The organism is Brenneria uluponensis (assembly GCF_032395385.1).
Taxonomy (GTDB): domain Bacteria; phylum Pseudomonadota; class Gammaproteobacteria; order Enterobacterales; family Enterobacteriaceae; genus Prodigiosinella; species Prodigiosinella aquatilis.
In genome coordinates, this window is sequence record NZ_CP135917.1 from 2,760,261 (window position 1) to 2,774,827 (window position 14,567).

At 49.5% G+C, this 14,567-nt stretch carries 16 protein-coding genes and 1 pseudogene; all 17 read right to left on the reverse strand.

What is annotated here, in order from left to right:
- Positions 1-10 precede the first annotated feature (10 nt).
- Positions 11-394 carry a hypothetical protein gene (locus tag RS889_RS12825; RefSeq protein ID WP_315707544.1) on the reverse strand — a complete coding sequence of 128 codons (384 nt, stop codon included), beginning with the start codon at positions 392-394 and terminating at the stop codon, positions 11-13.
- Between the two features lie 57 nt (positions 395-451).
- Positions 452-1,675: a phage capsid family protein gene (locus tag RS889_RS12830; protein WP_315707545.1), complete on the reverse strand. Its 1,224-nt coding sequence runs from the start codon at positions 1,673-1,675 to the stop codon at positions 452-454.
- A gap of 59 nt (positions 1,676-1,734) precedes the next feature.
- Complete coding sequence (locus RS889_RS12835) at positions 1,735-2,811, reverse strand: hypothetical protein (RefSeq protein WP_315707546.1); 1,077 nt, start codon at positions 2,809-2,811, stop codon at positions 1,735-1,737.
- Between the two features lie 323 nt (positions 2,812-3,134).
- Positions 3,135-5,258, reverse strand: coding sequence for a portal protein (locus RS889_RS12840; protein WP_315707547.1), 2,124 nt, complete (start codon positions 5,256-5,258; stop codon positions 3,135-3,137).
- Complete coding sequence (locus tag RS889_RS12845; RefSeq protein ID WP_315707548.1) at positions 5,258-6,940, reverse strand: terminase large subunit; 1,683 nt, start codon at positions 6,938-6,940, stop codon at positions 5,258-5,260. The genes RS889_RS12840 and RS889_RS12845 overlap by 1 nt, the downstream gene beginning before the upstream one ends.
- On the reverse strand, positions 6,937-7,809 hold the full coding sequence (locus tag RS889_RS12850; protein WP_315707549.1) for a terminase: 873 nt from the start codon (positions 7,807-7,809) through the stop codon (positions 6,937-6,939). The genes RS889_RS12845 and RS889_RS12850 overlap by 4 nt, the downstream gene beginning before the upstream one ends.
- Positions 7,810-7,872: 63 nt before the next feature.
- A complete protein-coding gene (locus tag RS889_RS12855) occupies positions 7,873-8,310 on the reverse strand; it encodes a RyR domain-containing protein (RefSeq protein ID WP_315711043.1) in 438 nt (145 codons plus the stop codon).
- Positions 8,311-8,400: 90 nt separating this feature from the next.
- Positions 8,401-8,781 (reverse strand): annotated as a pseudogene (locus RS889_RS12860) (Gp49 family protein); the annotation flags it as partial.
- Positions 8,782-8,824: 43 nt separating this feature from the next.
- Positions 8,825-9,364, reverse strand: a complete 540-nt coding sequence (locus RS889_RS12865) for a hypothetical protein (protein ID WP_315707550.1) — start codon at positions 9,362-9,364, stop codon at positions 8,825-8,827.
- A 75-nt stretch (positions 9,365-9,439) separates the two neighbouring features.
- Positions 9,440-9,691 carry a hypothetical protein gene (locus RS889_RS12870; RefSeq protein ID WP_315707551.1) on the reverse strand — a complete coding sequence of 84 codons (252 nt, stop codon included), beginning with the start codon at positions 9,689-9,691 and terminating at the stop codon, positions 9,440-9,442.
- Positions 9,688-10,008: an MFS transporter gene (locus RS889_RS12875; protein ID WP_315707552.1), complete on the reverse strand. Its 321-nt coding sequence runs from the start codon at positions 10,006-10,008 to the stop codon at positions 9,688-9,690. Before RS889_RS12875 ends, RS889_RS12870 begins: the two co-directional genes overlap by 4 nt.
- Complete coding sequence (locus RS889_RS12880) at positions 10,008-10,601, reverse strand: N-acetylmuramidase family protein (protein WP_315707553.1); 594 nt, start codon at positions 10,599-10,601, stop codon at positions 10,008-10,010. The genes RS889_RS12875 and RS889_RS12880 overlap by 1 nt, the downstream gene beginning before the upstream one ends.
- Before the next feature lie 144 nt (positions 10,602-10,745).
- On the reverse strand, positions 10,746-11,432 hold the full coding sequence (locus tag RS889_RS12885; RefSeq protein WP_315707554.1) for an Abi-alpha family protein: 687 nt from the start codon (positions 11,430-11,432) through the stop codon (positions 10,746-10,748).
- Between the two features lie 14 nt (positions 11,433-11,446).
- Positions 11,447-12,649, reverse strand: a complete 1,203-nt coding sequence (locus RS889_RS12890) for a TIGR02642 family protein (protein WP_315707555.1) — start codon at positions 12,647-12,649, stop codon at positions 11,447-11,449.
- Between the two features lie 347 nt (positions 12,650-12,996).
- Positions 12,997-13,587, reverse strand: coding sequence for a BRO-N domain-containing protein (locus RS889_RS12895; RefSeq protein WP_315707556.1), 591 nt, complete (start codon positions 13,585-13,587; stop codon positions 12,997-12,999).
- Between the two features lie 248 nt (positions 13,588-13,835).
- On the reverse strand, positions 13,836-14,099 hold the full coding sequence (locus RS889_RS12900) for a hypothetical protein (protein ID WP_315707557.1): 264 nt from the start codon (positions 14,097-14,099) through the stop codon (positions 13,836-13,838).
- Complete coding sequence (locus RS889_RS12905) at positions 14,092-14,550, reverse strand: VRR-NUC domain-containing protein (protein WP_315707558.1); 459 nt, start codon at positions 14,548-14,550, stop codon at positions 14,092-14,094. Before RS889_RS12905 ends, RS889_RS12900 begins: the two co-directional genes overlap by 8 nt.
- Positions 14,551-14,567: the final 17 nt, after the last annotated feature.

Genomic DNA, 14,567 nt, shown 5'->3' on the forward strand with positions numbered 1-14,567 from the left:
ATGTCAGGACTCAGACACCCATAGCAACATACTGGACATTGACCACCAGCCGTCCAGTGGCCGCACCGCCCGCGATGACGGCCGTGATGATTTCACCATCATCGGCAGTAGTGTACGGAACAATCGGCACCGATTTAACAACGGCGGATGAGTGCGCCGCCGCCGGAACCAATGTCGCCTGGCCGCTCTTGATTTCGACTGTCACATCAGCGCCCAGCGCATCACTGATCACATCAACCGTATGAATACGCATACCCACCGGCATTTCCAATAGCTGCACCACATCATCCATTGCCGCCGCATTCAAACTGACCTGACCTACCGCGACCGAAACATTGCCATGCGTCCCCTGATAAACCGTGTCACGCATGGTTTTGGCTTGAATAGTTGCCATATTTTTAAGTCTCCAGATAACGAGAAAGCAGGCCGAAGCCTGCCTTGATGGATGGGATTAACGACCAGTAGTAATCGCCGAGTCAACCACGATCACGCCGTGGTCATTGATACGTCCATCCTTCTGCTGGAAACGGATTTTTTTCAGGCCGTTAATCCAGCGGATAGACACTTCCGTGCCATTGTCATGGTCCACTTTCTTTTCGTGGTAGCCGAAGTGACCACCACCTTCACCCGAACCATAAGCATTCGCCAACGCCTGCCCGCCCAGCAAGATTGCACGGTCAATTGTGGTTTTGGCTTCTTTCTCGGCAATGGTTGCCGCCAGATCGTTATTGGATACAACGACAGATGAACCCGGATTAAAACGTACCGGCATACCGGTGTACTTGCGCACCAGGATGTTACGCCACATGGCGCACTCGCCCTTAAACAGTGGATGGTCAAACCCTTTGGAACGTTGCATAACGCGGGACAACATCGCCTGCCAGTCTTTACCGGAAGTTGAGGTATACCAGTCATTCCACTGACGTGGGGTCACGTTCAGGACGTAATACGGATCCTCATTCGCCATTTCGTCTTTCGACATTTTGACCGGCTGAATGGGATGCGCCATTTCGTCAATGAACAACGACAGGTTATCCACCACGGACAGCGAGAACAGATCGGCGGCGTCCAGCCCTTCAAACGTCGCGGCATCACCGGCAAAGAAGTGACGATTGTAGGTCGGTGGGAGAACATCGTTAATCATGATTTTGCCAAACTCATCATGATCCGACAGCGGAAGGATGGTGTCATCGGCAATAAAATCACCGCGAGCACCGGCCAGATGCACCGTTGCACACTGATCCTGTAGATCGTTAAAATAGGTTCCCAGCAGGGTACGAGCCGTTTTGTTCAGGTTGTGCTTGAACCGCTGCTCAGACATCTTCCCACCCGCGTCCACCAGGTGACGGCCCTGGTTGATTTTGAGAGAGAAGTCAGCGAACGCCAGATTTTCGCCGCGCCCTTCCAGCTTCGCATCCCCCATGGTCGGACGTTTACTTAATTTGTGGACAATCTGCATATCCACTTCGTCGCCCTTGCTCTTTTGCAGATCAGTAATACGCACCACCGGTGCGGTATAGCTGGTTTGCTTAACGCCCTTTTGATCTGGTGTTACCGCTTTCGGCGCTTCTTGCTGCTCAGTCATTATGTTCACGAACGAGCGGTTACGGTTGGCTGCGGTAAACAGCGCAACCTGCATCAGCTTATTCGCCTGGGCGGAGGTAATGGTGGTCATAAAGACTCCTGAAATAAAAAAGCCCGCACAGCGGCGGGCTCAGGGATTAACGGTTATTGTCAGATGGCCTGTTCCAGCAACGCGTCAATCTGCGCGTCTGTCATCCCCGCAAACATCACTTGCAGTTGTTCAGGACTCGCATTAGCGGCCTGCTCAATCTGCGAAGTTGCTGAGGTAGCCGTTGAACCAATATCTGACGGTGAAGCGGGTACAGACGCCACGGCTGTCGCTGCCGCCAGTGCCTCTGCCGCTTTTTTCTGAAGTTCTTCGGTTGTCGGTGGCGTAACCTCCGGTGTGACGGAGGATTGCGGCGGACTCACGGCTTCCCCATAGGCAGCGCGAGTCCGCTTCACAACCTCACCAAATCGTTCAGTAAGTGGTTTGTCTTTCCATGCAGGATCATTTTGCAGTGCGCCATCGATATGACACGCCAGTGTGAATCGGTCCGGGTCATCGCCCTGCCACGCTTTGAGGTCCGGCGTTGCGTCCAACGCCATCATTAAGGGATCAGCAGTGGCGTGCGTCGTGGCAGAAGACATTGCCGGGGATGGCTGAGCGTGCGTTCCCTGTAGGTATTCCACTTTCTGCACCAACGCATCCAACACACCGGCCAGATCGGGGAATGACTCACGAACGGCGTTAATCTGCTCGGGTGTAATCTGCGTTTTTTCGGGTAACTGCGCGGGCTGTAATCCGGCAGCGTTAATTTGCCGGGTAAAGACCTCCAGTTGACGACGCGCATCGGCCAGTTCGGCTTCGGTACGTTGACCACTTTCGGCAATACGGCGGCGTTCAGCGCGTTCGGCTTCCAGCACGTCATACGGGATAACGTGTTTACCATCCTTACTGAGGATACCTTTCGGCTGCACGCCCGGATCATTATCCGCGTTGGTGCCGTTATTCTGTTGCTCCGCAGTCACGCCCGGCGTCGGCGTGTCATTACTGGTATCGCCCGCACTTGTCTGCGTTGCATTGGTCTGATCCGTAACCATCTGCTGGTTGGTTATCTCCGGTGTCGCTGTCGCCGTGGCTGGCGTACTGGCGGCAGTAGTATCAGAAATATCCACATCCCCCAGCGTCTCCAACAATGTTTCCAGCTCTTCCGGTGTTTCATTACCCGTTAATTCAAATTCCACAATATGACTCCTGCATGTCTATTTGTCGGATAGATCCGAGAGTGAGAGGCGTATCGCTGCCCATGCGAATAAACGCCCTGTGACCAAAGCGCTTATCGGCATAAACAAAAAAGCCCACCGAATGGCGGGCACGAATTTGTGGTATAAAAAAACCGGAGTGGCTTTTAAGGCATACTCCGGTATCTTTGGGGAATCTAGCGCGTTACTACTTATTATTCAATAGCTGGGAGTTTCGATTATGCAACTTAGGAAAATGATATTTTTATTCCGTCAGTGGTTTAAGCGCATATTTAAAACCTGCAAGGCTGAAATCCTACAAGAACTTAAAGAGGTATAGAGTCAATCTGTCCCTGAATGGTATTCATCATCTGCGCGTTAAGCGCGTCTATCTCTCGTGTCGTATTCTCCATGTCCTGAAGAATCTGCCCGGTTTCGGCCTGGGTTTTAGCGTCGCTGAAACGCTGACTTTCCGCCAGCACCGCGTCACGCTGGGCCTGTGCCGCAATACGTTTTGCTTCGGCCTCAATCTTGGCAACTTTGCCCGCCAGCTCCCGCATTGCCAGTTGTTGCTGTTGCATCTGTAACTGCTGTTGCTGTTGTGCCGCCTGCTGCTCTTCTGTTGTCATTTCATCCGGCGCTTTCGGCGTACCCAGCGCACCACGGATCCGCTCAATGAACTGGGATTTATTCGGCACATCCAGCAGCTCAATCCACATATCCAGCACCACCGCCTGCGCTTGTGGCGGCAAACCGGAAATCACCTGGGACATGCGCTCGGCCAGTTGCGATTTATAGGCTGGCGTCTGCTGGATCGGTGCCAGTGCGATATGCGCCCGCAGCCGGGAAACATCATTCGTCATCTGACCGGATTCATCCTGCGCATTAACCGTGACCACCTGTTTCCGTTGCGGATCATCGCGGTTGATCACCACGTTATAATTGCGTCGTCGGGTTAAGTCTTCCAGCAGATAAGACAGCAACAATTGTCCAACTTGCTGACAGGCGAACTGATAGTTATCGTTGATCTCCGCCAGCGTGGTCGCGCCCTGTTCAACCAGGTTACTGATCGCCACACCCGAAGAGGCGCTGGAGTCCTGCCCCAAAAAAGCCGAGTAAACCCCCATGCCATCCTGAATCAGTTTCATGCTTTCCTGCATAACCTGAAACTGTTGCTGTGCCACCTGAAAATCCTGTTGAATAGTCAGCGCATCCGCCGCGGTAGTTTTGTTCTTTCGATCCGGGTTGAGGTTAACGACGCCATCCGGCCGCTCGATTTCCTCCAGCAGTTGTTTATCCGTCATATTCGTGGCGTCAGTGTCTTTGATAACGCGCTTGGCCTGTAACAACCAGGTCAGTTTGATACGCCGAAAATTAACCTCATCCTGTGCCGGGATGGCACGGCAGGCCAACCCATAGGGCGCTCCGGATTTATCCTTGCGGTATCCCCAGAATGGGGCCAGTGGAAACATACCTTGCGGTGCAAAACACGGACGATCAGCAACGAAATGTGGCCCGACAAACCACGCCTCACGAATACGGCTGACACGCGCCATTGTTATCGTTACCCGACCTGTCGCCACTGCCACCGCATGCATGACGTTATGCTTATCAAACTGAACGACTCGACCGCTCTGTAACTCCATGACCGGCAATTGCTGGTATGTCCGATAATAGATCACTTGCAACATCACACGTTTGCGATTGGCCGATACCCATTCGGTTTCTTTCCGGCTCCACTGGGTATACTCCTCATAGGCGCTGATTAATGCCGACTCCTGACCTTCGGCCAGATCGGTTTGCACGAAGCCCAGCCAGTCGTTCAATGAGTAATTGATAACATCGGTCATCTGCGGGAAAGTGGCTTTCACCTCATCAACATCCACCCAGCGCTTACGCATCAACCAGCGACAATCACTCAAATCGGCTTCCCGGCTATGCCAGTCCCAGAACACCTCATTACGGTGAACTGTGCTCACCTTGTAACGGTTACCAAACGGATCGCTATTGCGACGCACTTCAACCCATGACAATCCCGCCTTAACCTGTTCGGCATAAGCATCGGCCCGCGCTTTATTCAGCCCGGACAGCCGACAGGCATCGGAGAATTCCGCATTCACCGCCTCGGCCAGCTTCTCCATTTCATCATCCGGATCGTCAGCAATCACCATCAGGTCGGTGCGTGTCTTGGCTTCCATACCCAGTACACCGTCAATGGTTGGCGCAATCAGGTTATGCATAGTCAACGGCTGGCCGCGTTCGCGCAATTTCGCTACCACTTCCGGCGCCAGTTGATCACCATCGTAATAGGCACATGCAGTATTGGCCGTGGTGCGCCAGTCTGGTTGCGCATCAATATCCGATGAAATATCCAGTAATTGACGCTGTGTGAAACGATCGCGGTTATCCTGCTGCGGCTGGGCCTCAGCTTCAATAATGGCTGTATTCATCAGTGTGACATCCAGTGAGTGAGGGTAGATCTGTCAATAGGTTTAAGTTTCGGACGGGCAGGCATCCGCGCCCGCATTTCCTGTGCGATGGCATAGCTCATCACCTGGTCATCGAAGCATCCGGTTTGCGCATTCATGCGGCCTTTCGGGTCATAAACATAGGTATTCAGTTCGTTGATGGTGCCGACCCAGCGAATGCCGGACGCAGTTTCGCGCAGCAATGTTTTCAGTCCTTCCACCACAATCGGCTTGCTCTGTGCAGTGGTCAGCCAGCCCAGCTTCGGCGTTTCGTCATCATTGTCCCGATCCAGATACTGTTCAGCATAAATAGCCCGCAGCGGGTAAATCTCGCGTAATTTCTGCAAGACAGCGTGGCCGTGGTTATTACGTTCCGGGCCGATAAACGCGGTGTTGTACCAGCGCCCGATATGGGCCAGCAGTTGTGCAAACAGTTCAGCATCCAAATGACCGAACCAATGGGCAACCTGCTCACCGGTGGATTTCTTCACTACATCAAATGAAGATCGGTCACCGTTTTCCAGCCCTTCGGCAATATCCGCACCGATGGCGTAATCTTCATCGGGATCGGGCAGTTCCCACACCAGCAAATGATTCAACAATGTGCGCTGAAGTTCGTCTTTGCTACCGTCTCGCAACGACTGAACCTTTGTACGCTTACCGGTGACCGGTTCAACGTCATACACAATGGCAGGCGGCTTACACTTCCCTTCGGCTTTCATCACAGTAATCGCCGCGAACACACGGCGACCAGAGGTCAGAAACGCTTCTTGCGGCGTGGAAGGAAACTCCTGCTTCATTTCCTCGCCCTGCTCAATCTCTTTGCGGATATACCATTGCTTTTGCTCGTCACTCAACGTGATGTGCATGGCTTCGTCAACTGCCGCAAAATATTCCTGATGGTATTTACTCAGGCGCAAGCCACCTGCCGGTGCCGGTGAGGAATACTTCGGATCCTGCCACCAGGCATAGAAGTGAAACTTGTAGTCTTGCGCGGACAGATCGATATTCGCCTGCTTCATTTCCATAGCCCGCGTGCTCATGGTATGGAAATCCCCGCCGACACCTTCCGCTGTAGATTCAATGAACACGATACATTTGTCAGCGATGGCATTCAGCGTACCGGTGCGCAGCTCTTGCGCTTTGGCCGGGTATTTTGCGCAGATTTTACCGTGCTCCGAGATATGCAAGCGTTGAACCGAACCGGAACGAAAAGACGTTGCTACCTGGATGCTGGAGCCGTGGGCAAACAACATATAGCCACCATTCGCTCCACTGCGACGCTCAGTCACTCGAAAGCAGCCGCGCAACCACTTGGGTAAATTATCGAATGGTACGGAAATCTTGGTACGGAATATCTCACCGGAGGCTTGCCGGTCCTGCGCCACAATGCCGCACTTCAGGTTATTGCTGAACAGTGCCTGATCCAGCAGGTAGATATCTATCGCGGTGGAAAACCCCAACTGCCGGGCTTTCAGAATAATGTTCTTGTTATGCATCTTCCTGAACAACGCGTACTGTGCGGGGCGCATTTTAAAGATCACCAGTTCGCCATACTCGTTCTCAACCTTGTACAGGTGATTCAACCGCCACCACGGATCGGCAAGATGTGACTTGATGAACGCGATCTGCTCCTGTTCCGTCGTCGCGTCAACGTCACTCACAACATCCCATCCTTGTTGCCTTCGCGCAGTTCATTGACAACACCTGACAGCGGTGTTTCCACGCCCTGATTTTCAGACGTGATTTTCTCTGTTTCAGCTTTCAACTTGGCGGTGGCGGCCTTAATGCGGTGAGTGTCGGCTGTCAGCCGGGGAACATTTACCGCATCGAGCTGTAATTTACTCAGGCTGTTTTCGATAGATTCAATGCGGGCAATGTTGCGGTCCAGACCGGCCTCCGCCTTGATCATCTTGTCGTACAGTTCGATGCGAGATTCGATGGACTCGGCGTTCTGCAAGTCCGTCATGATCTGATTCAGCGTTTTAGTGACCGACAATGCGCGGGCGCGGGTGAATATCAGTTCATCTTGCAGATCGGATTCTTTGGCGGCGTCGAAAAGCTCATCAGCATCGAGATACCGGGAATACGCAGAGTGTTTACGCGGGATTTGGTTACCAGGCTCGAACGCATTGGCCGGCGCGGCGAAATTTCCGCCTAGCTTATTACCCTCTGCAAAATGCCCGTTGGCGGCCCGTTGCGGTTGCGGCTCCGTTTCTGGTTGCTGAGGATCAACGTCGTCGTCATTCGCATTCAGCGATACATTTTCATCACTATTGCTGTTCCCACCAAGGTTTTCAGCACTTTTGCCATTCGCAGTTTTCTGTTTGCGAATTTGCGAATCACTCTTTTGCGAATTGCGAATCTGCGAATGCTGTTCAAAGAAATCTGTCGCAGCCTTTATCGTGATATGTCGCTTTGCAGAACTGTATGGCACGTTATTTCTTTCGCACCAGTCAGCCGGGGATATTCCTGTTTCTGAATATGCAGCGGCATACTCAGCCAGCAACTTTTTCCAATCGTACTTTGCCATAGCATCCTACTGAATAAGCATTATCGAGCCACCTCTGGGAAGTGACTCTGTAATGCCGCTGGATTATTTGAATGCGTGGACTACAGCGCGAAACAGGTAATCTTTCACCTGCTGTTCTTTAGGAAGCTGGTCATACGGGACAAAGCACGGGTGCTTTTTCTTCTCTGCGTCTTTTACTGGGCCATACGCCCAACCTTCAGCCTGTTTCTGTGCCAACCAACTGTTATGTGACGCTTCAGGGCCACGTTCACCATTTAGATGGAATTCTACGCCGTTACGGGCGCTATCTTTCTGCCAGTCTGGCGCATCATCCCACGACATTTGACTATGATCGCCCAACGCAACGCAGTAGGCGCGATTGACTTCGTGGGATACTCTGGCGATCAGGTCAATGTTATATCCTGCGCCTTCAGACTCAAAATTACCCGCACCGACACTCGACTGCTCTTCAAATGCCAGTGCTGTCCCGCCTTTACCGGTAGTTGCCTTTACATCTCCCATCAGAAAAAACGGAATGCCGTTGATGTTCACGCGCTGGTTACGTTGCAAAGTGGTAGACTCAACATCATCCGGTAGCGGTTCTGAAAGTGATTGCTCATAAAGGCGCTGCTTCAGCAAATACCCTTCCAACTGCCAGATTTTGTTAACCGCGTTCTGCCGGGCAATCTTGCGGCCAATCTCAGGATCAAAGTTTTCAGGTGACGCACAAGCTGATTCTCCAGTGACAGTGAAGTCATTTTCCAGCACCAAAACACAGAAAGTCAGCAAACGTAATGCGTCCGGTGATTGGCGTGATGCGGCTGCATTAATGGCACCACCAGAGAATGCTGTATCTTCCACAGACTTAGAGTCCCCCTGGTAAGCAGTGAAGTAATGTTCACTGCGAATAATGCTTTCAATATGCTCCAGTGTCACCCGAGGTGCGGTTAAACATTTGGCCTGAATCTCTTTTTCAATGTGTTGATCGGTGATTTGTGTCATGGGATTACTCTTTTCTGGTCGTAAAAAAGCCCCACTAATGTGAGGCTCGGGTTAATTCTGCTTCACGTATTCCCGTCAGTTGACTATTAGCCTGGTCAATCGCCGTTAATAGCGGGTCAATCCAGTAAATCGCCTGTGCGTATGTCAATCGGCAGGTGGTGGCAGCGGCACCAGCACTGGTTGTGTCAGTTCGGCTGGCAGTGGTGTGCATTGCGCTGGCACGTAAACGGTACGTGTGGTCGAGCAACCGCTTAGCCACATCATCAGGCACGCACTGGCGACCAGCCGGATCGCGTTTGATGATAGTGCGGTAAACAATCTGTTTTTCATCGGATTGGCTCTTAATGTTAATGGCGTACTGATTGGCCTCAGCCGCGATCTGGTTGAAGTGCTGGAACGCTAAAGCTTGCCCGGCAATGATTGATTGCTGACTGGTGCTAACATCCACTGCGTGCGTCTTATCGCGCTCCGCGATAGCTTTATCCCAGCGCAATCCCTGGATATACCAGCCCATAGCGAATGCAGCGACCATCATGCTGCTATCCAGTAACAGTTTGAATTTCGTGGTTAACATGGTTTCTCTGTTAAAAAGTGGAGGAATTGATGACGGTGGCAGATTCAGATCTTACATAGCGTTGTCATGTCGACTTTATTTTGTCTTTTTTTTAATCAATTTAAGGGTTTTCAGTACAAAATGCCGAATCGCCAGCATCGCTACACAGAGCAAAATAATGTTATCTGCCTGCCAGTCTGAACCGTCCCCACCAATCAACGCCCCGACACATGACACAGAAAGCGCCGAGTACAAAATCTTACCGATAATGCCGTCTCTAACGTGGTCGCTGAATACACACCATCCAGCCCACAACAGAATAGTGACGTAGGCGGTGGTGATAATCATTGCGCACCTCCACCGAACCGGGATCGGATAAGCCCCCATAAGTCGGCGACTTCAATGGCCTTGATGACAGCGGCAATAAGTGAGCCGCCGAATGCTCCCAGTAGAAAGCCAATCCCGCCAGCCGACGAAGGATTGATATTGAAATAATCGCCAACAATCCCAGTCAGGTAATGAGCACAAGCACTGCCCGTGAAAACAAAAATAGCGATACCTTTCGCCGTTCTCAGATCACGTTGAAACGGGATGGAAATCAATGCGCCAATAAGCCCAGCAACAGCCCATTGAAATTGATCCCATAGCTTGGCTAGCCATTCCATCAGGCCACCTCCTGATATTTTTTAAACGCACTGGCCAGCTTTGAGTCATACCGGTTTCTCGCGTAGTGAGTGCCATTGTAAATACGCGCAAACGTTGCCCAATCTCGCTCGTCCAGTGCTTTCAACAGGCGGCGATCTGCTTTAATGAAACGCACAAAGGTATCAAGCTGGCCCGCAGCGCTATATTGCGCATTGATGAAAGCCTGCATGGTGGCGTAACCACAGGTTTCCCAGTGATAGCCCATGATTTGGAATGCTCCCCAAGACGCAGACTCCAGCGCGCAGAAACGGTCGATGACATTCGCTGCCCGGTCCATATCCTTATCTTCTTTATCGAGAGGCTGGTAACTGCCTGGTTTACGGGAAACCAGATCGGGATATTTGGCAAGCTCAGCGTCAGCCCTTGCGGTATCAAAGCGCTTCTTTAGCCGCTGATACATCACATGGGGTTCATACTGAACTTTTACCCTTCCGTCTGGCAGGAAGCCGCTGCCATTACTTTCAACTTCGGTGACAGCTTTCACGGAAGCAACCGGCACTCCCAGCGCATCAGCCGCCACCCGGTAATCAGCGAGGGTGAGAGTTTTTGACATGTCGCACTCTGTATGTAGGAAATAAAAAAGCCCGCAGGGCGAACCATGCAGGCTTGAGGACTGACCAATAAAAAACCGGAGCAGCTTTTGAGGCATACTCCGGTATCTTTGGAGAATTTAGCGCGTTGTCAGATCAAATTCAATCTATTGATGCTTAAGCCGACAGGCATCTATAAAGTCACGCCCCAATTCTGTTCTGGTAACAACGTCAAAATTAACCCCCCCACCGTAGGTTGCTGTTGGATCGATGCAGCCTAATCTAGCTAAATTTGCAAGAGACAAAACAATTTCCTTGGATGGCCCATTTTGCATTTTTTCCATAATATTTGCAGCTATTCCTTTATCAATTCCTTGTGGCAAGTCTTGAATATAAATACCTTCTCGTCTATCTTCATCATCAGAGTATATTTTATCCAGGGTTAATACATCCAACGCGGATAAATTCTCCAATATAGATATATGGACTCTTTTAATTTCATTTTTCATCTCCGCATTTGACGCATTGATTAATAAACTTGCCCATTTATCTTGAAGATAATCATCCTCCTCCATGCTTGCTGCTTGAAAAATTGGTATGGCTATTTTCATTGGGACCGTTCTACTTGGCAACGCTAAGCCATACTCTGCTGATAATTCTTCCGTTCTCTTCATCAACCTTAGTTGTCTTTCATACCGAATAAACTTCAGCTTATCCTCATAGATCCCTATGCCTTGCTCAAGTGGGCCAGAAATGTATTTAGCGATAAAACCACCAAACTGTTTTGCCGCTTCAGTAATATTGCCGACAGCTTTAGACGCTTCCTGAACAGCCTTAGCTTCTTCATCAGCCATGTTAGCCAACCTCTTTAAGCACCAATTTCCATTTTGAACCGTGATGATAATATACTAACCGTAGTGCTTTCATTAACATACAACCACCCCATACAACGCTTCACCAGCGCCAGATACTGCGGCCACTCTTCCGCTGTTATCACAGCCCCTATGTTAGCCAGCGATCCCCGCAAATGTTCATAGGTTGCGGTGATTCGTCCATGCCCGCCACATTCATTGCAGAGCGCGATTGTTGGCCTTGGCGTTTGCCCGGTTCCACTACAGCGCGGGCAGATGTTACTACGCATCGCCTGCTGGGTGGCCCATGCTTTCAAACTCTGGTGTTCGGCGTCGATCCTCGCTGACAGCGTGGCAATTTGCAGACCGATAACCTGATATTCCTGGTCTGTAACTTTTGGCTGGCAACGCACCTTTTCCAATTGTTTTATTTCGGCACGGAGCAAATCACTATTCTTGCGAACCTGCGTGGCTTTATATCCATACCTGCATAATAATCTACTGACGTGATTAATCTGTGCGGGCAAATTACGCTCCAGCACCATGCTCAATGCAAGTTGGCAGGCGCTTTCCGCATATTTCAGATTAAACCGCCTATTTACCCAGTCTGTAATAGCAGATCGGATCCGCTGTTCGGCCTGGCTATCATGCCGATATTTTGTCATCAGCACATCATACCCCACTGAATTATGATGCTGTGCCGAGGCAAACGCGCCCAGTATTTGTTCTTTGCTAAGAACTGCTTGCCCGCGCCCTACATTCAGTGATTCAATGCTCATACAGCGCGGATCGTGCATCTTGATAAGTTGTTCTATGGCTATGGTCATTTGGTCAGTCCTGTTATGCATGGTATTAGCCAATATTATTATCCAAATAACATAATGCAACCATATATGAATCAAAAAAAAGTAGGGATACATAGTGACTTTTGAATTATTTTTTGGCGACAGACTACAATTATTATTCTGTATGATGGCATTTACTTTAGTAATAATAACTATTAGTTTGATTATTGACAAAGACACGCCCGCATCAATTGTGATCATAATTGGAATAATACTGATAGTAATTTCAGGCACCGCTCTTTGGTACATTGAGTGGATGAAAACCGCTATAGAATCATTGTATAATTCAAATAAGGTTTCACTAGATTTCTTAAATAAATTCAACAAGCGATCAAATGTATTTATGTATATGTTCCCGTTTGCATCTGCTGCCATTGGTACAAATTTAATTTCAGATGCAATAACAAAAAAATTACATTACAACAAACCACTAACATTGATTAAGATTTTGATTTTCACCTATGAGATGGCGATAGGACTTTTTAAATTCATTGTTGCAATTCCACTTATCTTACTTCTTCCGTTTATATTGTTAATTGAACTCATCATTAAAAATAGATGGCGATTATCTCTTTCCTGTAGTTGTTTGAAACGTTATCTTTTTCTTAAAATTCTCAAATCAGACATCATATTAAGGAATGTTAGAAAAAAATAATATAAATTTCATACAGTAAAACTATCTTAGCGCATCAATTATAGAGTTGATGCGCCGATTAGAACAACTAAACCCTAACCAACTTATCCCGGTTCACCGCCCCTTCAACAAACCCTGTCGGACGATAGCCGAGATCCGAAGCAATACCGTTAGCTATAGACTTAAATGTATTCCCCTTGCCTTTCATTTCTACGCAACCGCCAAATACGGTGTCATAAATGAACATCTGAACCAGATAACGGTATTCGTTATCCGTATTACTTACGGGGAAGTTAACTGAGGGACTGTGGTTAGCAGACTGGTCGCTGGTTAACTGGTGAGCTTTTTCAACTTCTCGATCCAACACATCCAGCACCCAGCGGCGAAACTCTTTGGCTACCGGTGTGCGGGCGAACATGGCGATCAGGTGGGCGCCGCGCAGTGAGAAGATGCGCACATCTTTTTCGCTGTTTCCGTTGCCGAACCCCTTGACGGTCAATTTGACGATCAAGGTCATCTGCGGGGAAAACTCGTTACTGTTACGCGCATAGATACGGCTAACTGAATCCGATGTCTGATATCCCAACGCACGGGTAATATCGGCGGCAGTAAGCCAAAGTTGGTTATTGCGAGTTACAACGTTGAATTGGTGATCGTTGAAGGATAAGGATGTAGTCATAGCTTTGCACCTTTCGATATTTTGAATTTACCCCTTTTGAGAGGGTGACCGGGCGCTCAAAACCGTCGAAAGTCGGCGGGCGTATTCCCCTTGCGGGTGTTGTATTAGCCACACGCCCGGCCATAGATTCAAAATTCAGGCACAAGAAATCCGCATAACTTTCGGGTGCGGTGTCCGCTTTCGATGTAAGGTGTTTTGAGCACCTGTGCGGAGTATGTGATAGCTAGCGCGGCGTTGTCAAGGCGAGATCATTTCAATCCATACCTGTGCATGTAACTGCGTATGCAGACATCATACTTTGTCTGCTCTTCTCCGTTCGCCCAAACATCACGGAAAATCGTGTCATCACTCACTACTTCTTTGGAATAATCGCGCTGGATGATGTACGGGCGCTTGCATGATGCATAAGCAAATGCATATCCTCTTAATACTGGCATCAATATGTATAAAACATATACGATTACTAGTGCAATCAATGCATAAACAACTTTCAAAGGTATTTTTTTAATCATTGTGACGTATTCCTTCCCCAACAAATCTTTGTATCCCATTAACTGCCTGATCAAATCCAAAACAGCAAACCGCACGATGCCCAGCAGACTCCAGACGATTAATCCATCGTTCTTGCTGTTTTGTCAGCTTACCGTCCTTCGCTTTCATCTCAATCCACAAGCCAGCGTATTTGCCGCGAGGAAGTGCCAGAAACAGATCCGGCCCACCAGCACGAACACCAAGCCGTTTTGCATTTTTCGCTGCTTTCGGCCCGCGCTTACCCTCGTTCGGAATATGTATCAGATAATCCCCGATGCAAATGCTATCAATCATGGTCTTATCTGCCCACTCAATCAACGCCGCTTGCTCTTCCAGTTCAGCCTGGTGATAGACTTTGCACACCTTACCGTTGCGGGTTTCAAGCTTGGCTTTGGTGCCGATTAAATTTATAGCTTCGAGTTGATTTATCATTCATCTATCAATCTAAT

Coding starts and splice junctions, on each gene's coding strand:
- RS889_RS12900 (WP_315707557.1), bottom strand. CDS start 14,099: ATGATTAAAAAAATACCTTTGAAAGTTGTTTATGCATTGATTGCACTA.
- RS889_RS12905 (WP_315707558.1), bottom strand. CDS start 14,550: ATGATAAATCAACTCGAAGCTATAAATTTAATCGGCACCAAAGCCAAG.
- RS889_RS12880 (WP_315707553.1), bottom strand. CDS start 10,601: ATGTCAAAAACTCTCACCCTCGCTGATTACCGGGTGGCGGCTGATGCG.
- RS889_RS12890 (WP_315707555.1), bottom strand. CDS start 12,649: ATGGCAGCAGATGCAAACGGGAACATATACATAAATACATTTGATCGC.
- RS889_RS12840 (WP_315707547.1), bottom strand. CDS start 5,258: ATGAATACAGCCATTATTGAAGCTGAGGCCCAGCCGCAGCAGGATAAC.
- RS889_RS12855 (WP_315711043.1), bottom strand. CDS start 8,310: ATGGGAGATGTAAAGGCAACTACCGGTAAAGGCGGGACAGCACTGGCA.
- RS889_RS12830 (WP_315707545.1), bottom strand. CDS start 1,675: ATGACCACCATTACCTCCGCCCAGGCGAATAAGCTGATGCAGGTTGCG.
- RS889_RS12825 (WP_315707544.1), bottom strand. CDS start 394: ATGGCAACTATTCAAGCCAAAACCATGCGTGACACGGTTTATCAGGGG.
- RS889_RS12885 (WP_315707554.1), bottom strand. CDS start 11,432: ATGGCTGATGAAGAAGCTAAGGCTGTTCAGGAAGCGTCTAAAGCTGTC.
- RS889_RS12865 (WP_315707550.1), bottom strand. CDS start 9,364: ATGTTAACCACGAAATTCAAACTGTTACTGGATAGCAGCATGATGGTC.
- RS889_RS12895 (WP_315707556.1), bottom strand. CDS start 13,587: ATGACTACATCCTTATCCTTCAACGATCACCAATTCAACGTTGTAACT.
- RS889_RS12850 (WP_315707549.1), bottom strand. CDS start 7,809: ATGGCAAAGTACGATTGGAAAAAGTTGCTGGCTGAGTATGCCGCTGCA.
- RS889_RS12875 (WP_315707552.1), bottom strand. CDS start 10,008: ATGGAATGGCTAGCCAAGCTATGGGATCAATTTCAATGGGCTGTTGCT.
- RS889_RS12870 (WP_315707551.1), bottom strand. CDS start 9,691: ATGATTATCACCACCGCCTACGTCACTATTCTGTTGTGGGCTGGATGG.